At 38.5% G+C, this 26,539-nt stretch carries 27 protein-coding genes; 9 read left to right on the top strand and 18 right to left on the bottom strand.

The genetic code is table 11. The features are described from left to right. Window positions 1-8: 8 nt before the first annotated feature. Genes ACE199_RS08115 through argC form a run of 4 tightly spaced genes read right to left on the bottom strand, consistent with a single transcriptional unit; the run spans window position 9 to window position 4,218 of the window. Complete coding sequence (locus ACE199_RS08115) at window positions 9-1,148, bottom strand: acetylornithine transaminase (protein ID WP_375349308.1); 1,140 nt, start codon at window positions 1,146-1,148, stop codon at window positions 9-11. Beyond that, entirely contained in the window at window positions 1,145-1,918 is a 774-nt protein-coding gene (argB, locus tag ACE199_RS08120) for an acetylglutamate kinase (protein WP_252293348.1), read from the bottom strand. Before argB ends, ACE199_RS08115 begins: the two co-directional genes overlap by 4 nt. A gap of 14 nt (window positions 1,919-1,932) precedes the next feature. Beyond that, entirely contained in the window at window positions 1,933-3,165 is a 1,233-nt protein-coding gene (argJ, locus tag ACE199_RS08125; RefSeq protein ID WP_127759318.1) for a bifunctional ornithine acetyltransferase/N-acetylglutamate synthase, read from the bottom strand. A gap of 18 nt (window positions 3,166-3,183) precedes the next feature. Beyond that, window positions 3,184-4,218, bottom strand: coding sequence for an N-acetyl-gamma-glutamyl-phosphate reductase (gene argC, locus ACE199_RS08130; RefSeq protein ID WP_375349309.1), 1,035 nt, complete (start codon window positions 4,216-4,218; stop codon window positions 3,184-3,186). A 220-nt stretch (window positions 4,219-4,438) separates the two neighbouring features. Here argC and ACE199_RS08135 point away from each other — a divergent pair, with 220 nt between their 5' ends. Continuing rightward, window positions 4,439-5,128, top strand: a complete 690-nt coding sequence (locus ACE199_RS08135; protein ID WP_375349310.1) for a Crp/Fnr family transcriptional regulator — start codon at window positions 4,439-4,441, stop codon at window positions 5,126-5,128. Window positions 5,129-5,631: 503 nt separating this feature from the next. Here ACE199_RS08135 and ACE199_RS08140 read toward each other — a convergent pair. Both ACE199_RS08140 and ACE199_RS08145 read right to left on the bottom strand, forming a co-directional pair. Further along, window positions 5,632-5,913: a metal-sulfur cluster assembly factor gene (locus tag ACE199_RS08140; protein WP_373995333.1), complete on the bottom strand. Its 282-nt coding sequence runs from the start codon at window positions 5,911-5,913 to the stop codon at window positions 5,632-5,634. Window positions 5,914-6,010: 97 nt separating this feature from the next. Beyond that, window positions 6,011-6,799, bottom strand: a complete 789-nt coding sequence (locus ACE199_RS08145; RefSeq protein ID WP_375349311.1) for an alpha/beta fold hydrolase — start codon at window positions 6,797-6,799, stop codon at window positions 6,011-6,013. A gap of 188 nt (window positions 6,800-6,987) precedes the next feature. Between ACE199_RS08145 and ACE199_RS08150 the strand changes: the two genes are divergently transcribed. The 3 genes from ACE199_RS08150 to ACE199_RS08160 all read left to right on the top strand — a co-directional run bounded on the left by ACE199_RS08150 (window position 6,988) and on the right by ACE199_RS08160 (window position 8,292). Continuing rightward, window positions 6,988-7,806: a Cof-type HAD-IIB family hydrolase gene (locus ACE199_RS08150; RefSeq protein ID WP_375349312.1), complete on the top strand. Its 819-nt coding sequence runs from the start codon at window positions 6,988-6,990 to the stop codon at window positions 7,804-7,806. A 97-nt stretch (window positions 7,807-7,903) separates the two neighbouring features. Next, the gene (locus ACE199_RS08155; protein WP_164853128.1) at window positions 7,904-8,047 is read left to right on the top strand and encodes a hypothetical protein; all 144 of its coding nucleotides are present in this window, start codon (window positions 7,904-7,906) and stop codon (window positions 8,045-8,047) included. Next, the gene (locus tag ACE199_RS08160; RefSeq protein WP_252283099.1) at window positions 8,047-8,292 is read left to right on the top strand and encodes a DUF3813 domain-containing protein; all 246 of its coding nucleotides are present in this window, start codon (window positions 8,047-8,049) and stop codon (window positions 8,290-8,292) included. The genes ACE199_RS08155 and ACE199_RS08160 overlap by 1 nt, the downstream gene beginning before the upstream one ends. A 144-nt stretch (window positions 8,293-8,436) precedes the next feature. On the opposite strand, the gene ACE199_RS08165 is transcribed toward ACE199_RS08160, so the two are convergent. From ACE199_RS08165 to ACE199_RS08180, 4 genes are all read right to left on the bottom strand, one after another. Further along, a complete protein-coding gene (locus ACE199_RS08165; protein WP_375349313.1) occupies window positions 8,437-9,102 on the bottom strand; it encodes a 3'-5' exonuclease in 666 nt (221 codons plus the stop codon). A gap of 24 nt (window positions 9,103-9,126) precedes the next feature. Beyond that, entirely contained in the window at window positions 9,127-11,043 is a 1,917-nt protein-coding gene (locus tag ACE199_RS08170; protein WP_375349314.1) for a DUF294 nucleotidyltransferase-like domain-containing protein, read from the bottom strand. A 138-nt stretch (window positions 11,044-11,181) separates the two neighbouring features. Further along, entirely contained in the window at window positions 11,182-12,759 is a 1,578-nt protein-coding gene (locus ACE199_RS08175) for a solute symporter family protein (protein WP_127759310.1), read from the bottom strand. A gap of 14 nt (window positions 12,760-12,773) precedes the next feature. Next, entirely contained in the window at window positions 12,774-13,106 is a 333-nt protein-coding gene (locus ACE199_RS08180; RefSeq protein WP_127762451.1) for a DUF485 domain-containing protein, read from the bottom strand. A 550-nt stretch (window positions 13,107-13,656) separates the two neighbouring features. Between ACE199_RS08180 and ACE199_RS08185 the strand changes: the two genes are divergently transcribed. The 3 genes from ACE199_RS08185 (at window position 13,657) to ACE199_RS08195 (ending at window position 15,277) form a co-directional block, all read left to right on the top strand. Then, on the top strand, window positions 13,657-14,514 hold the full coding sequence (locus ACE199_RS08185) for a DegV family protein (RefSeq protein ID WP_375349315.1): 858 nt from the start codon (window positions 13,657-13,659) through the stop codon (window positions 14,512-14,514). A 69-nt stretch (window positions 14,515-14,583) separates the two neighbouring features. Continuing rightward, window positions 14,584-14,715 (top strand): DUF3941 domain-containing protein, encoded by a 132-nt coding sequence (locus tag ACE199_RS08190; protein WP_375349316.1) that lies wholly within the window; start codon window positions 14,584-14,586, stop codon window positions 14,713-14,715. Between the two features lie 70 nt (window positions 14,716-14,785). Continuing rightward, the gene (locus tag ACE199_RS08195; protein ID WP_375349317.1) at window positions 14,786-15,277 is read left to right on the top strand and encodes a YajQ family cyclic di-GMP-binding protein; all 492 of its coding nucleotides are present in this window, start codon (window positions 14,786-14,788) and stop codon (window positions 15,275-15,277) included. A gap of 41 nt (window positions 15,278-15,318) precedes the next feature. On the opposite strand, the gene ACE199_RS08200 is transcribed toward ACE199_RS08195, so the two are convergent. Both ACE199_RS08200 and ACE199_RS08205 read right to left on the bottom strand, forming a co-directional pair. Next, window positions 15,319-16,302 carry an HAAS signaling domain-containing protein gene (locus ACE199_RS08200; RefSeq protein ID WP_375349318.1) on the bottom strand — a complete coding sequence of 328 codons (984 nt, stop codon included), beginning with the start codon at window positions 16,300-16,302 and terminating at the stop codon, window positions 15,319-15,321. Continuing rightward, the gene (locus ACE199_RS08205; RefSeq protein ID WP_252293332.1) at window positions 16,289-16,636 is read right to left on the bottom strand and encodes a PadR family transcriptional regulator; all 348 of its coding nucleotides are present in this window, start codon (window positions 16,634-16,636) and stop codon (window positions 16,289-16,291) included. The genes ACE199_RS08200 and ACE199_RS08205 overlap by 14 nt, the downstream gene beginning before the upstream one ends. A 263-nt stretch (window positions 16,637-16,899) precedes the next feature. On the opposite strand from ACE199_RS08205, the gene ACE199_RS08210 reads away from it, so the two are divergent. Further along, window positions 16,900-17,775, top strand: a complete 876-nt coding sequence (locus tag ACE199_RS08210) for an SDR family oxidoreductase (RefSeq protein WP_375349319.1) — start codon at window positions 16,900-16,902, stop codon at window positions 17,773-17,775. Between the two features lie 50 nt (window positions 17,776-17,825). Here ACE199_RS08210 and ACE199_RS08215 read toward each other — a convergent pair whose 3' ends face one another. The 5 genes from ACE199_RS08215 to asnB form a co-directional block, all read right to left on the bottom strand. Further along, a complete protein-coding gene (locus tag ACE199_RS08215) occupies window positions 17,826-18,863 on the bottom strand; it encodes a LacI family DNA-binding transcriptional regulator (RefSeq protein ID WP_375349320.1) in 1,038 nt (345 codons plus the stop codon). Window positions 18,864-19,455: 592 nt separating this feature from the next. Beyond that, window positions 19,456-19,833 carry a VOC family protein gene (locus ACE199_RS08220; RefSeq protein WP_127762450.1) on the bottom strand — a complete coding sequence of 126 codons (378 nt, stop codon included), beginning with the start codon at window positions 19,831-19,833 and terminating at the stop codon, window positions 19,456-19,458. A 98-nt stretch (window positions 19,834-19,931) separates the two neighbouring features. Further along, complete coding sequence (locus ACE199_RS08225) at window positions 19,932-21,593, bottom strand: glycoside hydrolase family 13 protein (RefSeq protein ID WP_375349321.1); 1,662 nt, start codon at window positions 21,591-21,593, stop codon at window positions 19,932-19,934. A 99-nt stretch (window positions 21,594-21,692) separates the two neighbouring features. Beyond that, complete coding sequence (locus ACE199_RS08230; RefSeq protein WP_375349323.1) at window positions 21,693-23,213, bottom strand: alpha-amylase family glycosyl hydrolase; 1,521 nt, start codon at window positions 23,211-23,213, stop codon at window positions 21,693-21,695. A gap of 232 nt (window positions 23,214-23,445) precedes the next feature. After that, a complete protein-coding gene (gene asnB / locus ACE199_RS08235) occupies window positions 23,446-25,293 on the bottom strand; it encodes an asparagine synthase (glutamine-hydrolyzing) (protein ID WP_375349324.1) in 1,848 nt (615 codons plus the stop codon). Window positions 25,294-25,479: 186 nt separating this feature from the next. On the opposite strand from asnB, the gene ACE199_RS08240 reads away from it, so the two are divergent. Continuing rightward, on the top strand, window positions 25,480-26,049 hold the full coding sequence (locus tag ACE199_RS08240) for a DUF2777 domain-containing protein (protein ID WP_127759299.1): 570 nt from the start codon (window positions 25,480-25,482) through the stop codon (window positions 26,047-26,049). 39 nt (window positions 26,050-26,088) lie between these two features. On the opposite strand, the gene ACE199_RS08245 is transcribed toward ACE199_RS08240, so the two are convergent. Then, window positions 26,089-26,439, bottom strand: a complete 351-nt coding sequence (locus ACE199_RS08245) for a YisL family protein (protein ID WP_127759298.1) — start codon at window positions 26,437-26,439, stop codon at window positions 26,089-26,091. Between the last annotated feature and the right edge of the window lie 100 nt (window positions 26,440-26,539).

Consider the following 26,539-nt stretch of genomic DNA (forward strand, 5'->3'; position numbering starts at 1 on the left):
AATGTTTCTTATACTGACAATACTTTGCTGATTTTCTCTACAGCTAAATCGATCTCTTCTTTGCTTACTGTTAAAGCTGGCAATAAGCGAAGAACATTCGGTCCCGCAGTCAACACAAGCAATCCGTCTTGCTGCAATGCTTCTAACGTAGACTGTGCTTCGTGTGTTAGCTCAATGCCGATCAGCATTCCAAGTCCGCGTACTTCCACTACTTGCTTGTTGCCTTGCAGTCTTTTTGTTAACTCACTCATTAAATAGTGTGCTTTCTCATTTGTTTCTTGTAAAAATTCTAGTGTGAAAATTTCGTTTACTACAGCTTCTGCAGCAGCGATACAAACTGGATTTCCACCAAAAGTTGAACCGTGGCTTCCTGGTCCAAAACATTCAGCTAGCTCTTCTTTTCCGATTATCGCTCCAATTGGAAGACCATTTCCTAGTCCTTTTGCTGCTGTGATAATATCAGGCTTCACATCGAAATGTTGGAATGCAAACGGTTTTCCAGTTCGGCCGATTCCTGTTTGAATTTCATCAATAATGAGAAGGGCTCCATGCTTTTCACATTGTTCTTTAATAGCATCTAAAAATGCTTGCTCTACAACGTGGATACCGCCTTCACCTTGAACGACTTCAAGCATAACAGCCGCTGTTTCACTGTCTACAGCCTTCGCTAATGCTTCGCAATCATTGTAAGGAACATAATCAAATGTTGATAACATTTCACCAAAACCTACTCGAACCTTCTCCTGTCCTGTCGCAGCCATTGTGGCAAAGGTGCGTCCGTGGAAAGACTGCAAGCAAGTGACTACTTTTGATTTGCCTGTCGCTTTACGAGCTAGTTTAATCGCTCCTTCATTTGCTTCTGCTCCGCTGTTTGAAAAGAATACACGTCCAAGTCCCGTTACATCTGTTAACACTTTTGCTGTACGTTCTTGTGCAGAGCTTTTAAACATATTGGAAACATGCCAATATTTCTCCAATTGATTCGCTACAGCACTTTTTACTTTTTCATGACCATGGCCAAGGTTTAAAACGGCGATTCCGGATGTAAAATCTAAATATTGTGTTCCTTCTGTACTGATCAACCAAGAACCTTTTGCCTTTTCTGGTTCAATCCCCCATCTTGCATAAGTTGGAAATAATGAGCTCACTTTTGTACCCTCTCTTTTTGACTAAATTTCGTTCCAATGAATTGATTGTGTTCATAGAAAGCTTCTTTTCCGCTCACAATCATCACTTCTTTAATTCCTTTATTTAAAACCGATAATGCTGTATTTACTTTCGGAATCATCCCGCCATAAATACTTCCATCCTCGATTAAAGCATTCGTTTCATCTTCTGTTAACTCTTCAATAACTTGCCCGTCTTTCAGAACGCCTTTTACGTCTGTTACGAATAAACACATCTCAGCATTTAATGCCTTAGCTACTGCACCAGCGGCCATATCTGCATTGACATTTAGCTTTTGTCCGCTTGTTGTTGTTGAAATCGGTGTTACGACTGGGCAAAATCCTTTTTCAAATAGCATTTCCATTAATTCTGGATTTACGTGTTCAATTTCTCCTACAGCGCCTAGAGCGGCTTGATCAATAAAGTTGCCAGTCAGCATTCCTGCATCAGAACCATTTAAGCCGACCGCCTTAATTCCATGCTGTTCAAGTTTATGAACTAGTATTCTATTAGACTTACCAGCCAGCATAAGCTCAACGATTTCTAATACTTCATCAGTTGTTTTTCGCAAGCCTTTTTCGAAAACTGGTTCAATCTCACACTTTTCAAGCATCGAATTAATATCTGGTCCACCACCATGAACAAAGACAATTTGATACCCTTCACTTTGTAGTTTTTTTACACTTGTAAAAAAAGATTCCGATAACTCATCAATAATGCTTCCGCCGCATTTTATGACCAACACGCTCATTCTTCAGACACTCCTTATGATCGATAACTTCCATTAATTTTCACATATTCATATGTCAAGTCACAGCCCCATGCCGTTCCTGATGCTGTTCCTTCTTTTAAATACACATTAATCGTAAAACTATCTTGCTCTAGATACACTTTTGCCTCTTCTTCTGAAAATGCAACTGGTTCCCCGTCTTTTAGCACAACAATGTCGCCAAAAGCAATCGTTGCTTCACTTGGATTAAATGTCACACCGCTGCGTCCCATAGCTGCAATAATTCGACCCCAGTTTGCATCAGCACCGTAAGCAGCCGTCTTCACTAAATTCGAACCAACAATCGTTTTTCCCATCATTTGTGCTTCAGGTTTCGTTTTCATTCCATGAACGTTTACTTCGATTAACTTTGTCGCACCTTCACCGTCTTTAGCAATCTTCTTCGCTAATGTTTCCGCCGTTTGTTTTAACATTTCGATAAATACAGGCCATTCAGGATGTGTGCTCGATAATGGCTCATTTCCAGCCTCTCCATTAGCTAAAACAAGAACCATATCATTTGTTGAACAATCTCCATCGACTGTAATTTGATTGAATGTATCGTTCGTTACTTCTCGTAACGCTGCATGTAAATCTGCTGATTCAATCACCGCATCCGTTGTAATGAACCCTAGCATTGTAGCCATATTCGGATGAATCATTCCCGATCCTTTAGCCGCTCCGCCCATCGATACTTTTTTGCCATCAATGATTGCCTCATATCCGCAATGCTTCGATACTAAGTCCGTTGTTAAAATAGCTGTTTCAAAGCTCTCTGCTGATACGCGCTCCGTTGTTGGATTCAACGCTTGAATGCCGTTCGCTATTTTTTCCATATCTAATAATTCACCAATAACTCCAGTTGAAGCAACTGCAAATAAATGCTCAGATACACCAAATTTTTCAGCTGCAAGCTTTCTCATTTCATAAGCATCCTTTAACCCTTGCTCTCCAGTACAAGCATTGGCACAAGCACTGTTTACGATAATTCCATGAAGCTTTCCTTCTTGAGAAATACTATCTTTCGTTACCGCAATTGGAGCTGCTTGAACAATATTTTTTGTATACACAGCTGCGCTTGAAGCTGGTGTTTCTGTATAAATCACACCGACATCCTTCTTCTCATAACGTAATCCCGCATGAGCACCGTCCGCTTTAAACCCTTTAGGCGTTAAAATATTTCCTTCATTTACTTGTTTTACTACTTCAACTGGTTGTAATGTTTTCATTGTTTGCCTCCGAAATTATTACGGATATAATGGAGCACTCCATAATCCCGCTGTTTCTTTTAATCCCATTAAAATATTTGCATTTTGAATGGCCTGACCTGCAGCACCTTTTACTAAATTATCGATTACAGAGACAATCGTCACTCTGCCGGTTCTCTCATCATAATCGACACCAATATCACAGAAATTAGAGCCGTATACTTGTTTCGTTGAAGGGAATTGACCTAACGGCTGGATTCGTACGAATGGATGATTTGCATACACCGTTTCAAATAGGTCTCTCACTTCTGCTTTCGTTGTTTGTCGATTCACTTTCACATACATCGTTGCCATAATTCCTCGCGTCATTGGCACAAGATGCGTATTAAATGTAATCGGCTTTATATCTGCAAACCAACGCCCAAGCTGCTGCTCGACTTCCGGAATATGCTGATGTTGATTTACTTTATAAATTTTAAAATTCTCATTCATTTCGCTATAATGTGTTACCGCTGTTGGCGACTTCCCAGCACCAGATACGCCGGACTTAGCATCAACAATTACATCTTCACCCGTTGCCCAGCCTTCTGTGAATAAAGGAGCTAAGCCTAAAAGCGTCGCTGTTGGATAACAACCTGGATTCGCAATGATATCTGCCTGCTCGATTTGTTCTTTATTCCATTCAGCCAAACCGTATACTGATTTTTCAATTATATGCTGTGGTGCCGGTTCTTTCTTGTACCATTGTGCATATTCTCCTGGTGTTTGTAACCTCAAATCACCGGATAAATCGATTACTTTTATATTCAAATCGCAAAATTCGGAAATTAATTTAGAGGATACACCAGAAGGAGTGGCTAGAAATACAATATCCGATTTTTTAGCAATCGCTTCGGCGTCAATCTCTTCTAATTTATAATTCATATGCATTAAATGTGCATTCTCTTCATATATATTTCGGCCAAACTGGGAAGAAGTATGCAATGAAGCAATTTCCAAATGAGGATGGTTCCCTAAAAACCGGATTAACTCAAGACCACCGTATCCAGTGGCACCTACTATTGACACGTTCAAAAAGATCAACTCCTATACTCATAAATCCCTGTCATTCTTTGATTCTATTATTATATGACTGAATAAAAATAAAATCAAATGTATTTTTATAAAATTGTATAAATGATTTCGAATACATAAATTTAATGAAGAAATTATAACAGGTAGTTGACTATGTATCTTTTTTCCGCTTAAATCAATGGTAGGAATAGTAAAGAAGGCAGTATAAAGGTGGTTTAATATGGAATATTCTTCCTTGCCCCAAAAATTAAATGAACTAGTTCTTGAAAATTATCCTGTAAAATATATAGAAAAAGGACGCTATCTTTTTCAAGAAAGTACGCCCTCAAGTGAATTATTTTATATTTTAAATGGGAAAGTTCAAATTAGCAAAATCGTCCCTGATGGACGTGAACTAACATTGCGACTATGCTCGGGTAATGAATTAATCGGTGAAACAATCCTTTTCTCTGAATTACCTAAACATATGATGAATGCTAAGATGATTGAAGGTGGAGAAGTAATCTTCATTAATAAAGAACAGTTCGAACAACAAATTTATAAAAATAGTCAACTCGCTATTGATTGTCTCTCCTGGTTATCCGCTCAACACCGCAAAACTCAAACGATGTTTCGAGACTTACTCTTGCATGGCAAAAAAGGAGCTTTATACTCCACGTTAATTCGAATCATGAATAGCTACGGCGTTGAAACGGAGAATGGCACGATCATTACAATGGCCTTTACCAATCAAGAACTTGCAAATTTTTGCGGCACATCCCGCGAAGTCATTAATCGGATGTTAGCGGATTTACGCAAACAGAATGTAATCTCATTGGACAGAGGATTTATTACGATTCACAATGTAGACTTTTTACGTACTGAAATTGACTGTGAAAACTGTCCAATTGATATTTGTAGAATTGATTAAAGTCGGTTTAAATAACCGACTTTTTTCATGGATATCGGATTAAAGTATATACGCAGTTTCGAGAAGAACTACATCCATAATCTCATGGTTACCATCGATTCAACCTACCCCCCAGTAAGTGAATCGATGTATAAACTATTCACCCCAAGCTTCTTTTGTAACAATCCCATCCCCTTGGAATCCCTTATAGCAGCAAGAACAAACAGGTGAATAGATTGAGACATATTCATTCATCTCGACTGCATTCATACATATAAAAACTTAACCCCTCTGCCACATTATCAAATCGAGAGATATTCAGCGGTGACTTTTCTCACATCTTTTTTGAACTTTTTCTTAATTAATAAATCTATAATTTGATAAGTTGTTCAAATTATTTTCACATTTCCCTCAACATTCTTTCTTTACCAACATAATTATTAATAGGAAGGGTATGTTTCATACGCCTTTTTAGCATGCCCAAATAAAAAAGGCCAAATCATCATGATCTGACCTTTTCTCCATTATTTAATGCCAAGTGCAATTTTTGCATATCGAGACATTTTATCTTTCGTCCATGCTGGCGTCCAGACAATGTTCACTTCTGTTTCTTTTACTTCTGGCAGATCTTCAAGTGCATATTTCACTTGATCCACAATAACTCCAGCAAGCGGACAGCCCATAGCCGTTAGCGTCATTGTAATCGTTGTATAGCCTTCTTCATCCATATCAACATCATATACAAGCCCTAGATTCACAATATCTACCCCTAATTCTGGGTCGATTACGCGCTCTAACGCTCCCATAATACTATCTTTTACATCTTGATCCACGTTGTTCACTCCTTTTTCATATGGAAAAATTATCTCCACATGAGCATCATAACAGATTTACACTAAATTCTTAAACTTTTTGTATCGTTGGCTGCAAGTGCTTATCGAACCATGCCACCGTTTGTAATACTCCAAATCGCGACACTTTATGTCCAGCCTTTTCATCTAAAATAAACATCAAATGATCCGGCTTGCTGTCATAATTCGATTTAATATGCTGATAAAGATCATAAGCAAACTTATAAGGCACGACTTGATCTTTTGCTCCATGCCAAAACATAAGCGGTCTGTTTTGCAGTTTATCCGGATTTAAGCTTAAATCATAAGGTTTTAACAACTGCAATTGTTCTTGAATATCCTTTTCCTTTAGATCCAATTCTGGTAGTATCTTTTTCATTTGCTCTACTTGATATTCAGCAAACCTAACATAGGCGGGGTTGCCCATCAAACTCACAGCTGCGGAAATCCAGTCATATGCAGCAAGTGCCCCATTCGTGACAATGCCGCCCATTGAAGTTCCGACAACTCCAATTTTGTCCGCTTGAACTAAATGTCTAGACACAAGTTCTTCCTTTAGTATGTTCAACTCATGAATCGTCTGAACAATCATTTTCCAAAAGCGGGACGATAATTCTTTTTCACTGTATTCCGATTCTCTTTCACCATGATGAATCACATCCGGTAAAATAACGCGAAATCCCTTTTCCGCTAGCAAGTATGCATAATGTAGATTATGTTCCTTTGCACTCATAAAACCATGAATAAAGAAAATAAGCGGCTGCTTTTTTTCAAACAACTCTTCCTTGCTCATATGTAAAACTGGGATATTGCCAACTTTTTCATTCTTGATGGTAATCAATTTGGAACGCCTCCATGTATGGAAATTAATAAACCCCAATCGACTTCATCATACATCAATGCAAATTCAATGAAAAAGATTTGAATTTGCATTACAATAAACTTTACAAATATTTGCATAAACTTCATAGTAATTCGGTTGTCGTACAGTATACTAAAAATACAAAACAGAAACGAAGGTGCTCATTGATGGCTGATAAACATTTAATCGTGTTAGATCTTGACGGAACATTACTGAATAATGAAAAACAAATTTCATCTCGTACAAAGCAAGTTTTAACAAAGCTTAAAGAAGATGGTCATCAAATCATGATTGCTACTGGAAGACCATATCGTGCCAGCGAATTGTATTATCGTCAACTCGGATTAACAACACCAATCGTCAATTTTAATGGTGCTTTTGTGCATCATCCATTACAAACAAGCTGGGGAATGTACCATTCACCATTAGATATCAACGTGGCGAAGGATATCGTCGAAGCATGTGACGAATTCGACTATCATAATATTATCGCTGAAGTTCGCGATGACGTATATTTTCATTATCATGATGAAAAGCTCATTGACCTTTTAAAAATGGGTAATCCAAAAGTAACAACAGGCGATTTACGTAACTTTTTAGAACAGTCTCCTACAAGTATGCTCATTCATGCTGAAGAACACCAAGTTACAGAAATTCGCGAACATTTAACATCTGTTCATGCTGAAGTGATTGATCATCGCAGTTGGGCTGCTCCTTTTCATGTTATTGAAATTGTGAAGACCGGGTTAAATAAGGCAGTCGGTATTCAAAAAGTTTCAAATTATTTAGATATACCGAAAGAACGAATTATCGCTTTTGGCGATGAAGATAATGACTTAGAAATGATCGATTATGCAGGCACTGGCGTTGCAATGGGCAATGCCATCTCCGAGCTTAAGTCATTAGCAAACACAACTACCTTAACAAATGAAGAAGACGGTATTGCTGTATTCCTGGAAGATAAATTCAATATTAAACTTGCCTAAATGCCCTTTATTTCCTCTATAAAATCCACCGAAACGGTCAAACTATATTTGACACCGTAACTTTTGTGTCAAACGCTCACAATCGGAGGAGATAAGTATGGGTAAACGCAGTAAATCGAAACGATTTGTTCAGCAAGGTAAAGACTCGGTTGCCTTGCATGCTCAAAAGATTCCTTATCATTCTACGTTTGAAGAAGCCGAACAACGTCAAAAGTCAAACCAATTTTATGGAGGCTTGTAATGGCAAATAGACTATTTCAAGAAGCGCGTGAGTTTGTTGAGAATGTTCTGCAGTCTGAGCGTCATGAAAGTAATGAGAATCATGAAAATCTTCAAAGTCATGAGAATCCTCAAAATCATGCAAGCGATGCAAATGCGGTGGACGTAGCCAAGAATGCACTTTCTTCAGCCTTTGCTAATTCAACAGAAGCGGAAAAAGAACAGCTTCGGGAGCTGCAACAGAGATTAGAAAATCACCTGAAATAAGCCTCTACCCTAAGCAAAGGCCAGACTCATAAAAGTCTGGCCTTTGAATTTTCTTTTATGATGTAATGGGTAAGTAAGCCCTCTCTAAAGAAAAAGCAAGTATACATTATGCTTGTCTTTCGACAAAGCAAGCCGTCTTTCTACTCAAAATAGCAATGCGTTTTGACGTTTTTTTCTACTGGATAGCTTCACTAAATCACCTAATGTCGTCATTCCTTTTTCCTCGAAACGCTTTAATAGTTCCACAAATAAATATGCGGTTGTTAATGCATCCCCGAGAGCTCTGTGACGTGTAAATACCTTTGTACCAAACGAAGCAGCATACTCCTCAAGATCGCGCATATCCCAGGAAGGAAATAAACGATGAATTAAGTCAATCGTATCAAGCGCTAGTGGTTGTTGAAACGTATATTTCATACGATTCAATTCTTTTTTTATAACCATTACATCGAAGCTAATACAGTGCCCCACCCATCCCTTACTATCATGATTCTCCATAAAACGGAAGTATTGTTCAATCACTTCAAGAGCTAAAGGTGCTTCATTCACTTGTTGTTGTTCAATGGATGTTAATTCTATAATATGAACTGGAATTTTCCGCATCGGATTAACAAAAGATTGAAACGTCTTGTCTGTTACTTCCATATTAGCTACTTGGACAGCTCCTATTTCAATGACTCGATCTTTGGCACCAATCGAAAAACCCGTCGTTTCTGTATCAAAAACAGTAAATGATAAATCGCGAAATGATGTGTCCAAATATAGTGATTGATCCAAACAGTGGTTGAATCGCTTTTTCCCCCAGAACATTCTCCTTCACCCCTTATTTTAAATTCACAATTTCGAGAGGAGATAAAACTGCAGTGACCTGACTGTTTTTAACATCGTAATTAATTCATCTTTTTCCCAAGTACGAATGGAAGACAGTTTAATTTCCGTTGTAATTTCTTCGTTACGAAGATGTTTTCTCCACGACATTTGAATGCGTGTTCGGAGCGCTACTTCATATGCATGGTGTAAATCATCTGCAAACCCTTCCGATAGTTCTCCTTTTTTCACTAATTCATTCAACAGTTCGATTGTAGTCCCTTCAATCAAGCCATTATGTACCCCTAAAATTTGCAGACAGTGATGAAGGGGAAATAATGCATGCTTTTTTATATCAATAATTTGCCTTTTCCCTTTGAAGAGAATGCCAAAAGGCTGGTCAAACTGTGGTACTAGCTTTTCCCGCTCCTGCTGTGCCATGTAATAGATGAACGTGCGCGACTTTTCCAATTGACCTTGAACGAGATCCACAAATTGTCCATTCAATGAATGATTTCCGTATAAAAACCGAAACGACAAAAAATTATGGCCCAATAAAATATGCTCATCCTTTAACTTTAGTGCCCAAAGATGAAGACGCCGCTTCCATTCCAAAAGCGAACCGCGCCAAACTTGCTCGCTTGACATCATCTTTCCTTTACATAATGCATACCCTGCCTGTTCAAGATGATGAACAATCTCTTGACCGAGCAATAAGAAATATTGTTTTATCTTCCCTTTGTTATCTTTCTCACTATCAGCATAAACGAGGAAATGATCTTGATCCGTTAACATAAACTGTTCTCCACGTGCACCACTGCCCATTTGATATAAACAAAACGGAACAGGCGGTGTGCCTTTTCCTTTCTGTTCCAACGATTTAACGGCTAGATTAACACAATGATAGGCAAGTCGGTCATATAATTTAGTAATAATTTTCAAAGTTTGAATCGTTGAGATTTCATCATGAATTAAACTGGATAACACATCATAGATTGCATGTTTCACCTGTGGTAAATTTTCAAATGAAGAGTCTTCAATCTTCTTGATGACTCCCATTGCACCTCTATTTCTTTTCGCAATCAAATTAGAAAGCGTCACAATCCCTACTACTTTCTCCCCTTCAACAACGGGTAAATTCTTCACTCCAGTTGTATAAAACATTGATAGTACTTCGTAATAGTAATCATGACGGGAAACCGTATATACCTTGTTTGTCATAATATCTTTTGCTTTTGGAGGGATCGTAAAGGTTCCCGCTACAACTCGCTCAACAATGTCTTTTTCCGTAACAATCCCAAGTAAATGCTCCTTTTTATCCACAACAAGCATCGTACCAATGGAGTGATCCACCATTTTCCGTGCGATATTTTGCACTGTTTCATCTTCATCTACTGTAAAAGCAGGTGCTTGCATCAAGTCTTGTGCTCGGCGAACAAACGGCTCACTTTCTCCCCATTCCCCTGTCAACTTTACCTGTTCCGCAAGTGATGAATAAATTTCTCGCAGTCGGAGAGCTACTTGTCTTAGCATATAATCACGTACAAACTCATCTTCCCATCTTCGCCTAATGACCGAATAAGGAATTTGTAAACAGTATGAATGGTTTACCGCTTCTACTTCAACTTCATGTTGGCCAACGGGCTCATCAGGCTCACCTAAGAAATAAGCGAGGGTGGAAAAGCCAAAGAGTTCCCCTTCCTGAAGCACTTCGAGAACTTCCCATCTCCCATTTTCCGCTTCAACCAATACTTCAGCAGACCCTTTCAATATGAGAAGTAAACCTTCATGCGGATGTTTAGAGTAAGGGATTTTTTCAGATTTCCGATAATACTGCAGCTCACAATCGTCCATAAGCTGTAAAAACGTTTCATTCGATACACCTTTAAATAAAGGCTGATTGTGAACTTTCTCCATCAGCTCTTTTTGTTCATGAACGTTCATCTCTCCTACCCCACGATACCTATTATTTGCTTATAAGAAAAATCCCCCGTCTTTTAAGGACGGGGGATGACGGTTTGAAAAGATTATTCAATCAAGCGGCGCTTTCTACCGCTTCTTGACGTATCCCTAAACTAAGGATTAATGCGCATGTGGATTATAGCCACCGTCAGTTCCAGTATCTTCAAGTCCTCTATAACCTGTTTCAGCTTGGAATTTAACTTCAGCGTAACTCTTCTCACCTTCGCTCTTAGATGATAGAAGGCTTCCGATAATAGCTGCAAGGAATCCAGCTGGAACGGAGATAATTGCAGGATTTGTCCATGGGAACAGCGGCTCGCCAACGAAAAATGCTTTTCCTTCAACAGGATTAATAACGTTAGGACCGAGAATTACTAGGACAACCGCTACAATTAATCCAGTCAACATCGAAGCAACTGCACCTGTCGTATTAAATCGTTTCCAATAGATTGTAAAAAGAAGCGTCGGTACGTTCGCAGATGCCGCAATACAAAAGGCAATCGAAACAAGGAACGCAACATTCAACTTTTCTGAACCAAGTGCAAGAAGGATAGAGAATACAGCAACACCAAGAGCGGCCCAACGTGCAGCAGCTACTTGCTGCTTTTCTGTTACTTTACCTTTTTTAATAATTTGTCCGTAAAGATCATGTGCAAGAGCTGAAGCTCCAGATAGTACAAGACCAGCAACAACCGCTAGAATTGTCGCAAATGCAACTGCTGCTACGAATGATTCTAGTGCATTTCCACCTAGTATACCGGCAAGCATCGGAGCAGCCATATTACCAGCCGCATTTTCAGCTACAATCGCATCAGTACCAACGAAGGCCGCCGCACCGAAACCTAGGAAGATTGTTAAAACATAAAAAATACCAATAATCCAAACGGCGTAAATAACAGAGGAACGAGCTGTTTTTGCATCTTTTACCGTAAAGAAACGCATTAAGATATGTGGAAGACCAGCAGTACCTAATAAAAGTGCAATAAGAACGGAAATTAATTCTAATGGGTTTTTATAAACGGTACCTGAAAGTAAGAAGCTTTCACCGTGAGCAGTAGCTGTCGATACCTTCTCAAACATGGCAACCATGCTAAAATCAAATTTTAAAAGGACAAGGAAAGAAATAACGACTGTTCCTGCCATAAGAAGGCCGGCTTTGATGATTTGTACCCAACTCGTAGCTCCCATTCCTCCGAATAATACATAAATCGACATCATAATCCCAACAAGAATTACGGCCATCCAGTACTCAAGTCCGAAAAGTAATTTAATAAGTGCTCCTGCCCCAACAAGCTGAGCAATCATATAGAAAATAACGATTGTAATTGTATTTAAAGCTGCTGCACCGCGAACTTTCGTCGCCGAAAAGCGGGCACCAATCATATCAGCCATCGTATATTTCCCAAGATTACGAAGTGGTTCTGCAATTAGGAATAAAACGACTAGGTATGCCACAAGCCACCCAACACTATAATAAAAACCATCAAAACCATTTAATGAAATCGCTCCGGCAATTCCTAGGAAGGAAGCAGCAGATAAGTAATCTCCCGCAATCGCCAGTCCATTTTGCCAGCCGGTCAAAGAGCCGCCAGCTGTATAAAATTCACTTGCTGTAGACGTACGCTTTGCTGCCAAATATGTAACATAAAGCGTGATCCCTATTACACCAAAAAAGATGATTAATGTGATAGCGTTCAAACCAAAGACCTCCCCTACTTCAAAATGTGTTTTTCAATAATCTCTTCTGCTTCTTTATCAAAGCTAGAAGCTTTTTTCGTATAAATTGTTGAAAAAACCCATGTCAATACGAACATGCTAAAAGCGTATATCCAAGTCCAATTAATCAACCCAATCGCATTTGAATTAAGAACCTTTGTATATCCTGTTAGAATAGGCAGCATAAAAAAGGCTACTAAGAACACAATAATATAAGGCGTCATAAACTTAGTTTTTCGGCTAGTCAAAGCTTTAAATTCCGGTGTTTCAATAATTTTTTCAAAATCTACAGCCTGAACTTCTTGGCTATTTTGTGCATTGTTATCCATCATTTCAACTCCTTTGTTCTTTTTTCAAAATACAGAGTTTTCAGTCTTTGATTCGCACGTGATTCCCTTCACTTTAGCACGTTTGCTCCTCTTATCCCTCCCAACTATTGTAACCGCTTTCATACCCTTTAAAAAAACATATCTACCATTCTTACAATCTCCCTTATTCCTATCACTTTATACCTATTCTTTCATTCTCTTCCCGAGTAAAAGAAAGTTCAAAGCGTCTTCCTAAGTATGCAGACAGAATCCAAGACTGTTTGGTAGATATAGGTTTATTATTTCAAATTTTTTCAATTTATTCAATAGTTTTCTAAATTTTTCTCATAGATTAACATTTAAATCTTCCATATTAATATTAGCATTTTATACCAGGGAATAAGCGGTTGAACTCCCCCCACTAGAATTCATTAATTCCTCTATTCCCTACTGCTTTCTCAAAAAAATTACAATATCGGATAAGTTAGAACGAGCAGAATAGATGGTTTTTTTCGCTTATCATGCTACACTAAACATACATAATTAAATAATGAAGAAAGCAGGTGTAAGCGTGGCTATCACAATTTTGGCAGACAGTGCATGTGATTTGCCATTGTCTTTCTACACAGAAAACAATGTCTCATTTATCCCTCTCCTAGTAAATCTTGAAGGGAAAAATTACGCAGACCTACAAACGATTACTCCAAAAGAAGTTTATGATGCGATGCGTGAAGGAAAAGCTCCTAAAACATCCCAACCTTCTCCGGAATATGTAATAGAATTATTCACACAATTTGCGAAAGAAAAACGACAAGGTATTTATATTGCTTTTTCTTCTCAGTTGTCTGGAACTTATCAAACAGCTGTTATGTGCCGCGATCAAGTGAAAGATCAATATCCAGAATTAGATCTTGAAATTATCGATACGAAATGTGCCTCCCTTGGTGCGGGACTCGTCGTAAAAAGCGCCGTCCAATTAGCAGCAAACGGCGCTTCTAAGGAAGAGATTCTGGAAGACATTCAGTTTCATATTAATCATATGGAACACCTCTTCACCGTTGACGATCTTGAATATTTAGCTCGCGGCGGACGAATTTCTAAAGCTTCAGCCTTTGTCGGCGGTTTATTAAACATTAAGCCCTTACTGCATGTTGAAGATGGGAAACTAGTTCCGCTTGAAAAAGTACGCGGCAAAAAGAAATTAATGAAACGAATTCTGGAATTAATGCATGAACGTGGACAAAATTTGCATGAGCAATCGATTGCAATCAGTCACGGTGACGATGAAGAAGCGGCTTTAGAATATAAAGCAGCCATTCAAGCAGAGTTCGGTACAAAAGATGTTTTCATTAATACGGTTGGAGCAACAATCGGTGCTCATGCTGGTCCAGGTACAATCGCCATTTTCTTCTTAAATAAAACGAAATAAAACGAATACATACTCCCTTTCATTTGCGTCAACACTAAGAACTGACCATAAACGAAAGGGAGTTTTATTATGTCTACAACAAAAGATAACAATAAAAAAGCAAAAGATAATCAAGCTTACAATGCTGAAAAAAATGTGCAATATACAGAAAACCTTAGAGCGGGTAAACACTCCTATTCTAAACAAACTGACCATAAATAGAATCCGATTAGTTGTCTTCCCTCCCATCATTCCATATAATAAAGGAAATAAATCTTGCTGGAGGTAAGACATGGCAAAAGAAAGTTCATTTGATATTGTATCAAAAGTAGAGTTTCCAGAAGTAACAAATGCGGTCACAATGGCGATGAAAGAAATTGCAACCCGCTATGATTTCAAAGGAAGCAAAAGTAACATTACGCTAGAAAAAGAAGAGCTTGTACTCGTTTCCGACGATGAATATAAGCTGGACCAATTAAAGGATGTACTTCTTAGTAAACTTGTAAAACGTAACGTGCCCATTAGAAACTTGGAGTATGGGAAAATTGAAGGTGCTTCAGGCGGAACGGTACGCCAACGTGCAAAGCTTATTCAAGGGATTGACAAAGAGCAAGCAAAGAAAATTAATACGATTATTAAAAATAGCGGCTTAAAGGTAAAAAGCCAAATCCAAGATGATCAAATCCGCGTAACAGGAAAAAGCCGCGATGACCTGCAAGCGATTATCAATGCTATTCGTAATGCAGATTTATCAATCGATGTACAATTTTTAAATTACCGCTAACACAAAAAACTCGCCAATTTTGGCGAGTTTTTTAACATTCTTTAACTAATTTTGGCCTTACGAAAACCGTCAAATACAGCAATTGCGGCAGATATAATAAATATACTGATTACTCCGCCAACCGCCCACGTTTCTAATTGTTTAAAGTCTGTGATATAGGCAAGGAATTTTGGATGAAGCAAGTCGGGATTGCTGAATATGACAATAAATACAATTGTGCCTACAACCTGAACAACCGTATTAAAAATAGCTATGCTCTTCGTCCATTGCCCCTTCATCAATTTGTAAAGAGAGAATGCAACCTCAAGCCCGATAATCACAACCACAATGGGCCAATAGTGAAGTAACACTTCATGGTTTAAAACGGGAACCACGAATTCAAGACCTGTTTCGCCGCCTCTATATACCCCTACAAGATGCTCAGCATAAAAATAAAGGGTTGCCCAAATTGCCGTCCACATTAATCCTCCAAATACTTCAAACTTCGTAATCGCTTTTTTCTTAGGAATATACGAAATGTTTTTTAAATCATCCGGTGTCCATTTGCTCAAACTTGTTGTTAGCGGATCCTGGTCTTTTCCTTTATCCGTTCGTTCGAGAATGGCGAAAACAAGCGTTACCCAAAAGAATACTTGCATGCTTACCTCGATGATTCTCCATATTCCTTCCCCCATAATATGGAGTGCAACATTAATAACGGCTTCTTCTCCACCGTAATTCATAAAATATGTGGCAATCATTGAGATTAACGAAATGACCGCTGCAATTGGTAAAATCATCTTTAATAATGTGACATATACATCAAAATAGCGCGGACCAATTAAGTGCATGGGCTGATCTCGATAACCGCTAGCCAATGTTGCTGGATTACCCAGTTTTTCAAGGACTTCCTTCACCTCTTCCTCGCTGTAATCATCGGACAGCATATCCTCAATCGTCGACCGTAATTCGAGGGCAATATCCTCACGGCTTTTTTCCGGCAGTCTCCGCGTGACTTCTTGTATATAAATATCAATTAGATTCATCGTCTTCCCCCTTTGTTAATAGCCCATACAGTTCTTTCGAATTCTTCAGCCATTCCCCTTTTAACTGCAAAAAGATTTCTACACCATATTCACTTAACACATAGTACTTACGGGGTCTACTTTCAGATGTGTCCCAACTGCTTGTTACTAACTCCTGTTTTTCTAAACGGCGAAGCAACGGATATAAGGTACTTTGATCAATATTAATACCTGATTCCTCCAATAACTGAACAAGTGAATATCCGTACTGTGGTGTTCGCAATTGACTTAAAACCGCCAATGTCAACGTTCCTCTTCTAAGCTCTGTCGTTAATGAATTCAGTAAAGTACTCATTCACCCACCTCAATTTTTAATTAATATATGTTATACACTATATGATTTATACTATTCATCATACAGTATTGTTGTTACAACACTAATCTACATTTTACTAATTTTTTTAAATTAGGGAAATTACAAAAGATAATGAAAAAGAAAAAACGACGTATGCCATTCATACGTCGTTTACTGTACCTACCTTCCTAATATTTCCCACGTTTTATTACTCCCTCACTTGCAAATAAGAAGAAGTAGATATGAAAAGCAGGAGGGATTTTATGAGTTCATCAAATAATAATCAAACGAAGCAAACCTTTCCGCCGCAGCATCAAACACACCAGCCGGGTGTAGAAACAAAGATGACACCTAACCCAAAATCCGTAAATGAAAACTATAAAGGAAGCGGTAAATTAGCTGGTAAAACAGCGATTATTACCGGTGGCGATAGCGGAATTGGTAAGTCTGTAAGCATTTATTTTGCTAAAGAAGGCGCGAACGTGGCGATTGTCTATTTAGATGAAGTTGAGGATGCAAAAACAACGAAGCAATTAGTAGAGAAAGAAGGCCAAAAATGCCTGATCCTACAGGGGGATATCGGCAATGAATCCTTTTGCCAAAGCATCGTTGCACAAACAATGGAAGCATTTGGGGGACTTGATATTTTAGTCAACAATGCGGCTGAACAGCATGTGCAAACGAACTTTCTAGATATTACAGCCGCGCAGCTAGAAAAAACGTTCCGCACCAATATTTTTTCGATGTTCTATTTAACACAAGCTGCTCTTCCTCACTTAAAACAAGGAAGCAGCATTATCAACACCGCTTCTATTACAGCCTATAAAGGCCATCCTAAATTAATCGATTATTCAGCTACAAAGGGAGCCATCGTTTCCTTTACAAGAGCGCTCTCCAATTCGATTATTACAGATGGTATTCGTGTGAATGCTGTAGCACCTGGCCCTATTTGGACACCGCTCATTCCCGCTTCGTTCAATGAACAAGATGTCTCCAAGTTTGGCAGCGATACGCCAATCGGGCGCGCTGGACAGCCAGAGGAACTCGCTCCTGCTTATGTATATTTAGCAAGCGAAGATTCCTCCTATATGAGCGGACAAGTACTCCATATCAATGGCGGTACGGTTGTAAATGGATAATACGATAAAGGCTTCCTTTCCAATAATAGCAGGAAGCCTTTAGTCTTGTACTAAACTAACACGGCTGTTTGCACTCGTTGACACGAGTCGCGCTCGACAAAATGATGCGGGATAATAGCACCTTGTATTCGTTCTTCTGGAGACGCTAGCTTTTGAACTAAGCATCTTGTTGCTTGATATCCGATATCATACATATTTGTATCAATGGAAGTGAATGAAGAAAGTGAAATTTCTGAAAATAAAGTATTGTTCAAGCTCACAATAGACATATGCTCTGGAGTAAAGCATCCTAAAGACCTTAAACTATTCATAATACTCAGCGCCATTAAATCATCGTGGACGATTAAAGCGGTAGGTACTTCTGATAAAGCTAAAAGGTTTTGCATCTCTTCTTGCATCTCTTCTCTTAATGCCTCTTCATAAAAAATATAGTCGTTTCTAGGTACGATTCCATGTTCCTTCAAAGCACCTTCGTACCCTAATAAACGCTCATGCGTCATAACAAGTTTCGAATGGCCCCCAATGAATCCAACCTTCTTATGTCCTAACTCTAATAAATAATTCGTTGCTTCCTTCGCTGCTAAATAATTATCGTTATCGACATATGTAATTTCTTCAGCAAATTCATACGGTTTTCCAATCAAAACAAAAGGAAAATTGCGTGATTGCAAATAGGTAATCGTGTGATCATTCATACGCGAATACATCAGAACAATCCCGTCTACCATACCTCCTTGCACCATTTCAACTACTCCCTCAAAAATTTCCTCATCGGAATTCCCCGTATTCATGAGCAATGAATATTTTCTTTCTCGAGCACATTCACTTAAACCACGTAATATCGTAGCGAATGTCGGACTATTAAAAAACGTTTCTGATGAACTGGGCAGTACTAAGCCCAAAATCTGTGTTGATTGATTGGCTAAACTACGTGCAATAAAGTTTGGATGATACCCTAACTTTTCCATCGCCTCACGAACACGTACCTTTGTTTTTTCACTAATTCTAGGATTATTTGCAATAACTCGTGAAACCGTCGAAGGAGCAACGTTTGCCAATTGTGCCACGTCTTTTATCGTAACGGCCATTACTTTTTCCCTCTCCCCTCTGTAGACATTAAGCCCTTTATATATTTTAAAAAGATGCAAAGGATAATCCAAAGCCTCTTCATTTTTTAGATATATCTTTTATCATACACTTATTATACAATCCCTTTCTCTCTATTTGTGTCTAAATTCAAAATTTTTAAGCAATTAACGCGTTAAAACGTTAATTTTCCCTAAAATTCTGTTAAATAATAGAAAATTCGCAACTTTCATATGACAAGTTTTTACAAAAATTTTAATATGTATGAAATAAACTCTGTTGTTTAAAAATAAGTAACCCCTTTTTCGTGCTAGAAACAGATTGCTCGTATATATCAAATAAAATGATAGGTAGAGAGTATGAGCCTTGGAATTATTCGTGATTTCACCCCTAAAACACCTCACATATTATATAAACAATGCATTCAAACTAGTGGAACACGCAAGGAGTAACATACCTTTATTACATACTTGAGGAAGCTTTCAACATAGCTAAAAAGGTGTGTGAAACCGAAGTTTCACACACCTTAGCCAAAAATCGTATAATCAGCCATACTGTTTAATACATCCAAGTGAAAACAGTTTTTCCTCCGACTTATTTATCTTCCCTTAATAAATACTCATTTCCATCTTGATCTTTAAATGAGAACATTGTTCCAAACGGCATTCTTAACATGTCCCCTACTTCTACTCCATTTTGTTTCATCTTCTCATAAGCTGATTCAATATCCGTTGTGCTAAAAAGAATCGATGGATGGGCAACTTTAGCAGGTTGATGTTGTTCCATTGCAGATTTAGAATACAGAACTAACGTAGTAAATTCGTCTTCACTAGGTCCAACTTCTATCCAGGACATGTTTGGTCCCATCGGTTGTTCAAATTTCAATACAAAGCCCACTTTATTTAACCAAAAGTCCTTTGCCTGTTCTTGATCTTGTACATACACAGTAATTTTGCCAATTTTATTAATCATCATAAATCTCCTTAGGATTGTTTAATCATCTAACATGATTCTATCAATCAAAAAAAACAAAAGCAATTTCGTTCATTGACCTACTTTACTAACTTAGTTTATAGAAGATATACAAGGACTTCATAAGGTCTTAGAGTGGTATTCTTCTCTAGACTTACAAAACCATCCTTATAATTGGCTAACAGAAGCTGCGTTCGTTCCGTACGCCACGAAGATAAATCAATAGACTGCTTCTGTTTACTAAAATTACAAACAACTAGAGCCGCTTGACCTTCACTTCTTCGAATATAAGCATAAATCTGTGGATCGTCCTCTAACACTAATTCATAGGCACCATAAATAAATACTTCATATTGCTTGCGCAGCCGAATCAGCCTCTTATAAAAAGTATAGATAGAATGACTATCCGTTATTTGATTGGCAACATTAATAGACGGATAGTTTTTATTCATCTTCATCCACGGTGTTCCCTTGGTAAATCCTGCATTTGCGCTGCTATCCCATTGCATCGGCGTTCGCGAGTTATCTCTTCCGCTTTTCCAAATAATCTGCATCATTTCCTCATGAGTCCGGCCTTTTGCTGTCTCAATGCGATAATAATTTTTCATCCCAACATCATCATAATCATCAATCGAAGCAAACTGAACATTGGTCATCCCGATTTCCTGCCCTTGATAAATAAACGGTGTCCCCTGCATTAGAAAGTATAAAGCACCAATCATTTTCGCACTTTCCAGCCAGTATTGTGTATCATCGCCCCATGTAGAAACAATTCTAGGCTGATCGTGATTTTCAAAAAATAAGGCATTCCAGCCTTTATTATGCAAACCATATTGCCACTTTGACAGCGCCTGTTTTAAAGCCGGGACATTCACCGTTTCGTGATGACCTCGATTCCACAGTCCTAAATGTTCGAATTGAAAAATCATATTAAACTTTCCATTCTCTTCCCCGACCCAGTCATCGGCTTGTTCAATTCGAACACCATTTGCTTCACCCACGGTCATAATATCATAGTTAGCAAACGTTTCTGTCTTTAATTCTTTCAAATAATCGAGGATTCCATCCTGATTTGTATGCATATCAAAAGCTGGAACGTACTCTTTTCCATCTGGATTCGGCATATTCGGCAAGCCGTCTCGCTTATAAATATGTGTAATCGCATCCACTCGGAAACCATCGATTCCTTTTTCAAGCCACCAATTAACCATGTCATATAATGCACGACGCATATTGGCATTTTTCCAGTTTAAATCGGGTTGTTTTTCAGCAAACAGATGCAAGTAATATTGCTTCGTCTGTTCATCGTATGTCCACGCACTTCCTGAGAAAATGCTTTCCCAATTGTTCGGCTCTTTTCCATTCTTACCATCGCGCCAAATATACCAATCTCGCTTTGGATGATCTTGTGAAGAACGAGAATCAATAAACCATGGATGTTCATCGCTTGTGTGATTCAGCACAAGATCCAAGATAATTTTCATACCGCGCCGATGCACTTCTTCTACTAACACTTCTAGATCGTCCATCGTCCCAAATTCTTGAGCAACTGCTTGATAATCACTAATATCATATCCATTATCAGCATTAGGCGATTGAAAAAAAGGACAAATCCAAAGAACATCGATGCCTAGTTCATGAAGATAATCGAGACGAGAAATGACACCTTGCAGATCACCAATTCCATCCCCATTGCTGTCTTGAAAGCTTCTAGGATAAATTTGATAACAAACCGCTTCTTTCCACCATCTTTTTTTCATCTCATACCCTCCCGATTATCTATCTCTATTCATCCATATCCGACAACGAACCAACATCTAGACAGTAACTTGTACACAGAATAATCGAGAGGTCTGCCATTAATCTATTGAATTTCTTTTCGAGCGTTTCATAACTAAGGCAATAAACAGAGCAAATAAAGCAAGTACCGCAAATAACACAGCAAAGTAAGGAATGTTAATAATCGACTTATGAACAAGCGTGTATACTTCTGCCAGCTCTCGGTCAATAACGATAGAATACGTGCCATCTTGACTGCGAACGAGGTCGCCGTTCAATAACCCTCTCAATTCCTTATTCTCCTCTAGCTGGGATTGATTCAATACAACCTTTTGTGTTTTCGACGTATTATTAATGACCACAACATTCGTTTCTTCAGCCAGCGTCCGCTTGTACACAACGACACCGTCTTTTTCATATAAAACATCTAATTCTCCTCGCGATAAAGCAGGATGTGCAGCACGAATTTCCGCAAGATCCGTTATATAGTCCACTAAATCTTGTTCAGTTTTAAAATTCATCAGCTGGTGGTTTTCAGGGGCTTCATTACCGTTTAACGCAATTTCGGAGCCATAGAAAATAACAGGCACACCGGGTGTCGTATACAAATAGGATAGAGCTATTTTCCAGCGTGTACCTGGATGCTGGTTATGACTAGCCGCGTCAAAGGTAAAGCGTGGTGATTGACTTGTATCCATAAAGTTCACAAGCTGTGTGTCAGCCTTAAGTAAGTTCTCGTTTTTTCTCTTAACGGAAAAAAGGTTTGTTAAGCTTTCATCTGGAGCAGCAAAGGCCTGACGTAATGCTTCATTTTCGGTGTAATCCATAAAAGCATTCACCCCAGTCTCTTCATAGCTGGAAATCGTTTTCGGAGTCCCCTCTAAAACATCACCAATCAGATAGAAATCAGATTTTTCTGATTTAACAACCCGCACAAAATCCTTCCAAAAATCTCGGTTTACATACTCAACTTGATGAAGACGATAGCCATCAATATTCGTTTCCTCAATCCACCATTTAGCTGCATCTAATAAATAATCTTTCACCTCAGGATTTTCTTGATTTAAATCCGGCAGACCATCAATCCAGCTTTTTTCCAGCTGTTCATCATTGCTGTCCTTTTCATGAAACCAATCCTCTTTCTTTGGATCCTGTAACCATGGATGATTAGGACCGACAGAATTAGCTACAAATTCTACCATCACTTTTATATCTCGACTATGAGCCTCCTGTACTAATGTTTTCAATTCATCTAGTGTGCCAAAATGCGAATCTGTATTGTAAAAGTCCTCCACCCAATATCCGTGATACCCCTCTTTATCATTCGTAAAAACAGGGGAAAGTAAAATGGTTGTGAACCCCATCTCTTTTAAATAATCTAGTTTTTTTGTCACACCGGCAAAATCGCCGCCATTAAACGTATTCGGATTTGTAACATCCGCATCTCCATTATTTTCTGGATTTCCATCCAAAAACCTGTCAATCATGATAGAATAAATGATTTCATCTTCCAACGTTCGTTCTTCTTTTTCAGCTGCTCCTACTGGAATGGCGTAAAAAAGAAGAAACGGAAGTAAAACGAGTGATAACACTCTGCGCATATTCCGCTCCTCCTCCCTAAACATCCTTACGCCTTTAAGATTAGCTTCTTATTCTTCCAAGGTCAAACTTAAATACCAAAATATTCTAATTAATTAGTAAACAAGTCATTTGGCATGATTATGCAGCCTTTTCGCTCGATTATCTTCGAATTTGGCATGATTTTATACTGAATTCGCCCGATTATTCCCGAATTGCGCATGATTTTATACCGAATCCTCTCGATTCCCTTATTCAATCTACAATCTCAATCTTATAATCGCTAAACCATACATGCATTTGTGCTAAATGAGCCAGCAATTGCGGACCGGACATCAATTGCCCAAACCAAGGCACTCTAAATGCCTCTCCCTTTGATTCGACAAGCTCATTCAACCTCTGTTTATCAAAAAATTCATAGAGCATCGAATTCGAATCCTCTAAAATCTCTTTTAACCAGCTTTGTACACGCTCTGTGTAAACTGGATTGTGCGTTTTCGGATAAGGACTTTTCTTGCGATAAAGTACTTCCGTTGGCAGCAATCCTTCGAGTGCTTTACGTAAAATCCCTTTTTCACGATTGCCTGTCATTTTCATTTCCCAAGGAATATTCCATACATATTCGACAAGACGATGATCTGCAAAAGGAACCCGCACTTCAAGACTCGCTCCCATACTCATTCGGTCCTTTCGATCTAACAGCGTCGTCATAAACCAAAGAATATTTAAATAAAACAGTTCTCTTCGCTTGGCTGCTATACCTGTTTCACCAGGAAGCTTTGGCATTTCACGAATCGTCGTTAAATAGGCTTCCTCCGCATATTCCTCTAATTTCAACTTGTCACGCCATCCCTGTTTCAATAAAGACACTCGCTCTTCCGTTGAACGCATCCATGGAAAACCAGAACGATTCAAGTCATCTTCCCGATGGAACCATGGATATCCGCCAAAAATTTCATCCGCACATTCTCCAGACAAGCCGACCACAAAGTCTCGCTTAATCTCTTTACAAAACCAGAGTAAAGAGGAATCTACATCCGCCATTCCCGGTAAATCGCGAACATGAACGGCTTCCGTTAAGTAGTCTGTCAACAGCTCTTGTGTAATGACGGACGAATGATGCCTCGTCTGGAATGCATTCGACATTTTTTCAATCCATGGACCGTCCGCATTTGGTTGAAAATCATTTGCTTTAAAAAACTTCGCGTTATCTTCATAATCGATGGAATACGTATGAAGCGGTCCTTTCCCTTCACGGCGATAGGCATTCGCTGCAATTGCTGTAATCGCACTTGAATCAACACCGCCTGATAAGAATGTACAAAGCGGTACATCCGAAACCAACTGACGAGTTACGGCATCTTCAACAAGGAAACGAACTTTATCTACCGTTTCTTCTAGGCTATCCGTATGCTCTTCACTTTTCACATTCCAATAACGCCAAATCTTTAGTCCATTACGTGTCAATGTCATCGCATGAGCCGGACGCAGCTCTTGAATATGATGAAACACTCCTGAACCCGGCTTACGTGAAGGCCCTACTCCGAATACTTCTGCTAATCCCTCATAGCTGATTTCTGCTTTAACATCTGGATGAGCAAGCAGCGCTTTTAATTCCGATCCGAATAAAAGTCCGCCATTTCTTTCCGCATAAAACAACGGCTTTACGCCTAAACGATCACGTCCAACAAATAGTTTTTGCTCCGCACTATCCCAAATCGCAAACGCAAAAATCCCATTAAACAAATCCACACATTTTTCTTTCCATTCTATATAAGAAGTTAGCAAAACTTCTGTATCAGAATGACCTTTAAAGGAATATCCTTTTAATAATAGCTCTTTACGCAAATCTTCTGTATTATACAACTCACCGTTATAACAAAGTGTATAAACTCCACTTTCATGAGCCTTCGTCATCGGTTGTTTTCCTCCGACAGGGTCTACAACTGTTAAACGACGATGGCCAAATACAACATGGGTATCGTTCCACACATTTTCATCATCTGGTCCGCGTTTCGCTAACGTACTTGTCATTTTGGCTACAGTATCCGTTTCCGCGCGTAAATCTTTTTGAAAATGTACCCATCCAGTTATCCCACACATAATTCTTCATCCTTTCTAACTCGAACAATACTCTTTAGGAGATTAGGAAGTTGTGAGCAAGGTCGTAAGTGTATAACATAGCCTATGCAAAAATAAAAAGATGGTTATTTGTCCAGTTACGATTATATTTTCAATGAATTTTGTCAAAAAAGTAGGTGAGGCATCCCAAATTGGAGGTAATTGTAAATGAGGCAGCAGCAACGAGTAAAATTAATTAAACAACAAACGAGAGCATTTACAGAAGGAAAAGTAGAATATATTAATTTTCAATGGATTTTCTTTGATGACGAAACAGATGAGGCCTCCTCCATTGAAGACTATATGCACAACGAAGTAGAGGTATACCGGTCAGGCCGTTGGAGACAAGGAATCATCTTAGAAGAAGGAGCCATTCAGCTTACTAATCATGAAATCGTCTTCCTCAAACAAAATGAAACCATTCATATCCGGAAGAAGTTAATCTACTCGTTTGAAGAATTATTAGAGAAACTAACCGATGATTCCTTTTTTCAATTTGTAACAACATTGAATTCTCTCGGTTTCTCCGCATATGATTGCATTTATAGCTATAATCAGCTTACCTTTTTAGAAAATACAAGTACTCAGTCAGGTGTGAATTTTTTCACTTTCGATAACAATTTAGAAATCTGTTCCGTTCAGCATCATTTCTCTTATGGAGAAAATAAAAATGACCGATTTGAATTTACGATTAACACGGGAAAAAGAATCATCATTGAAAAGGTAAACTCTAAATAAAGAAGCGGACGCTCTTAGCGTCCGCTTCTTTATTACTTATTAAAAAATAGTGATTCCTAACGGTAAAGAGAAACCTAAATATAGTACAAAGAGTAAACTTAATATAAATAATGTCCACATAACTCCTGTACTTTTTCTTTTAGCCGTACGTACTAATACCATTTCCATAAAAGCAATGACTAATAAGCCAACAATCATCTTCGTTGCATATACGCCGAAATCAGAGATTAGCATACCGCCTGAAAGGAAAATAAGAATGTAAAACAAGCGGGTAATCATATGCATCATTTTCGCTTTGGGATTTCCACCTTTTAACATTGAATACGTTACGAAAAAGAGGATAAGACCAATCACCCAAGTTGTGATGTGTAAATGCGTTGTATCCATCATAAGTTTAATGCCCCCTAGTACAAATTCTCCTACATCATATCACAGACAAGAGTTAAAAAACAAAATTAAGCATTCTGTCCTTATTTCCCCTTTGCATGCA

It is taken from the genome of Peribacillus sp. Hz7 (genome assembly GCF_042136355.1).
Classification (GTDB): domain Bacteria; phylum Bacillota; class Bacilli; order Bacillales; family DSM-1321; genus Peribacillus; species Peribacillus asahii_A.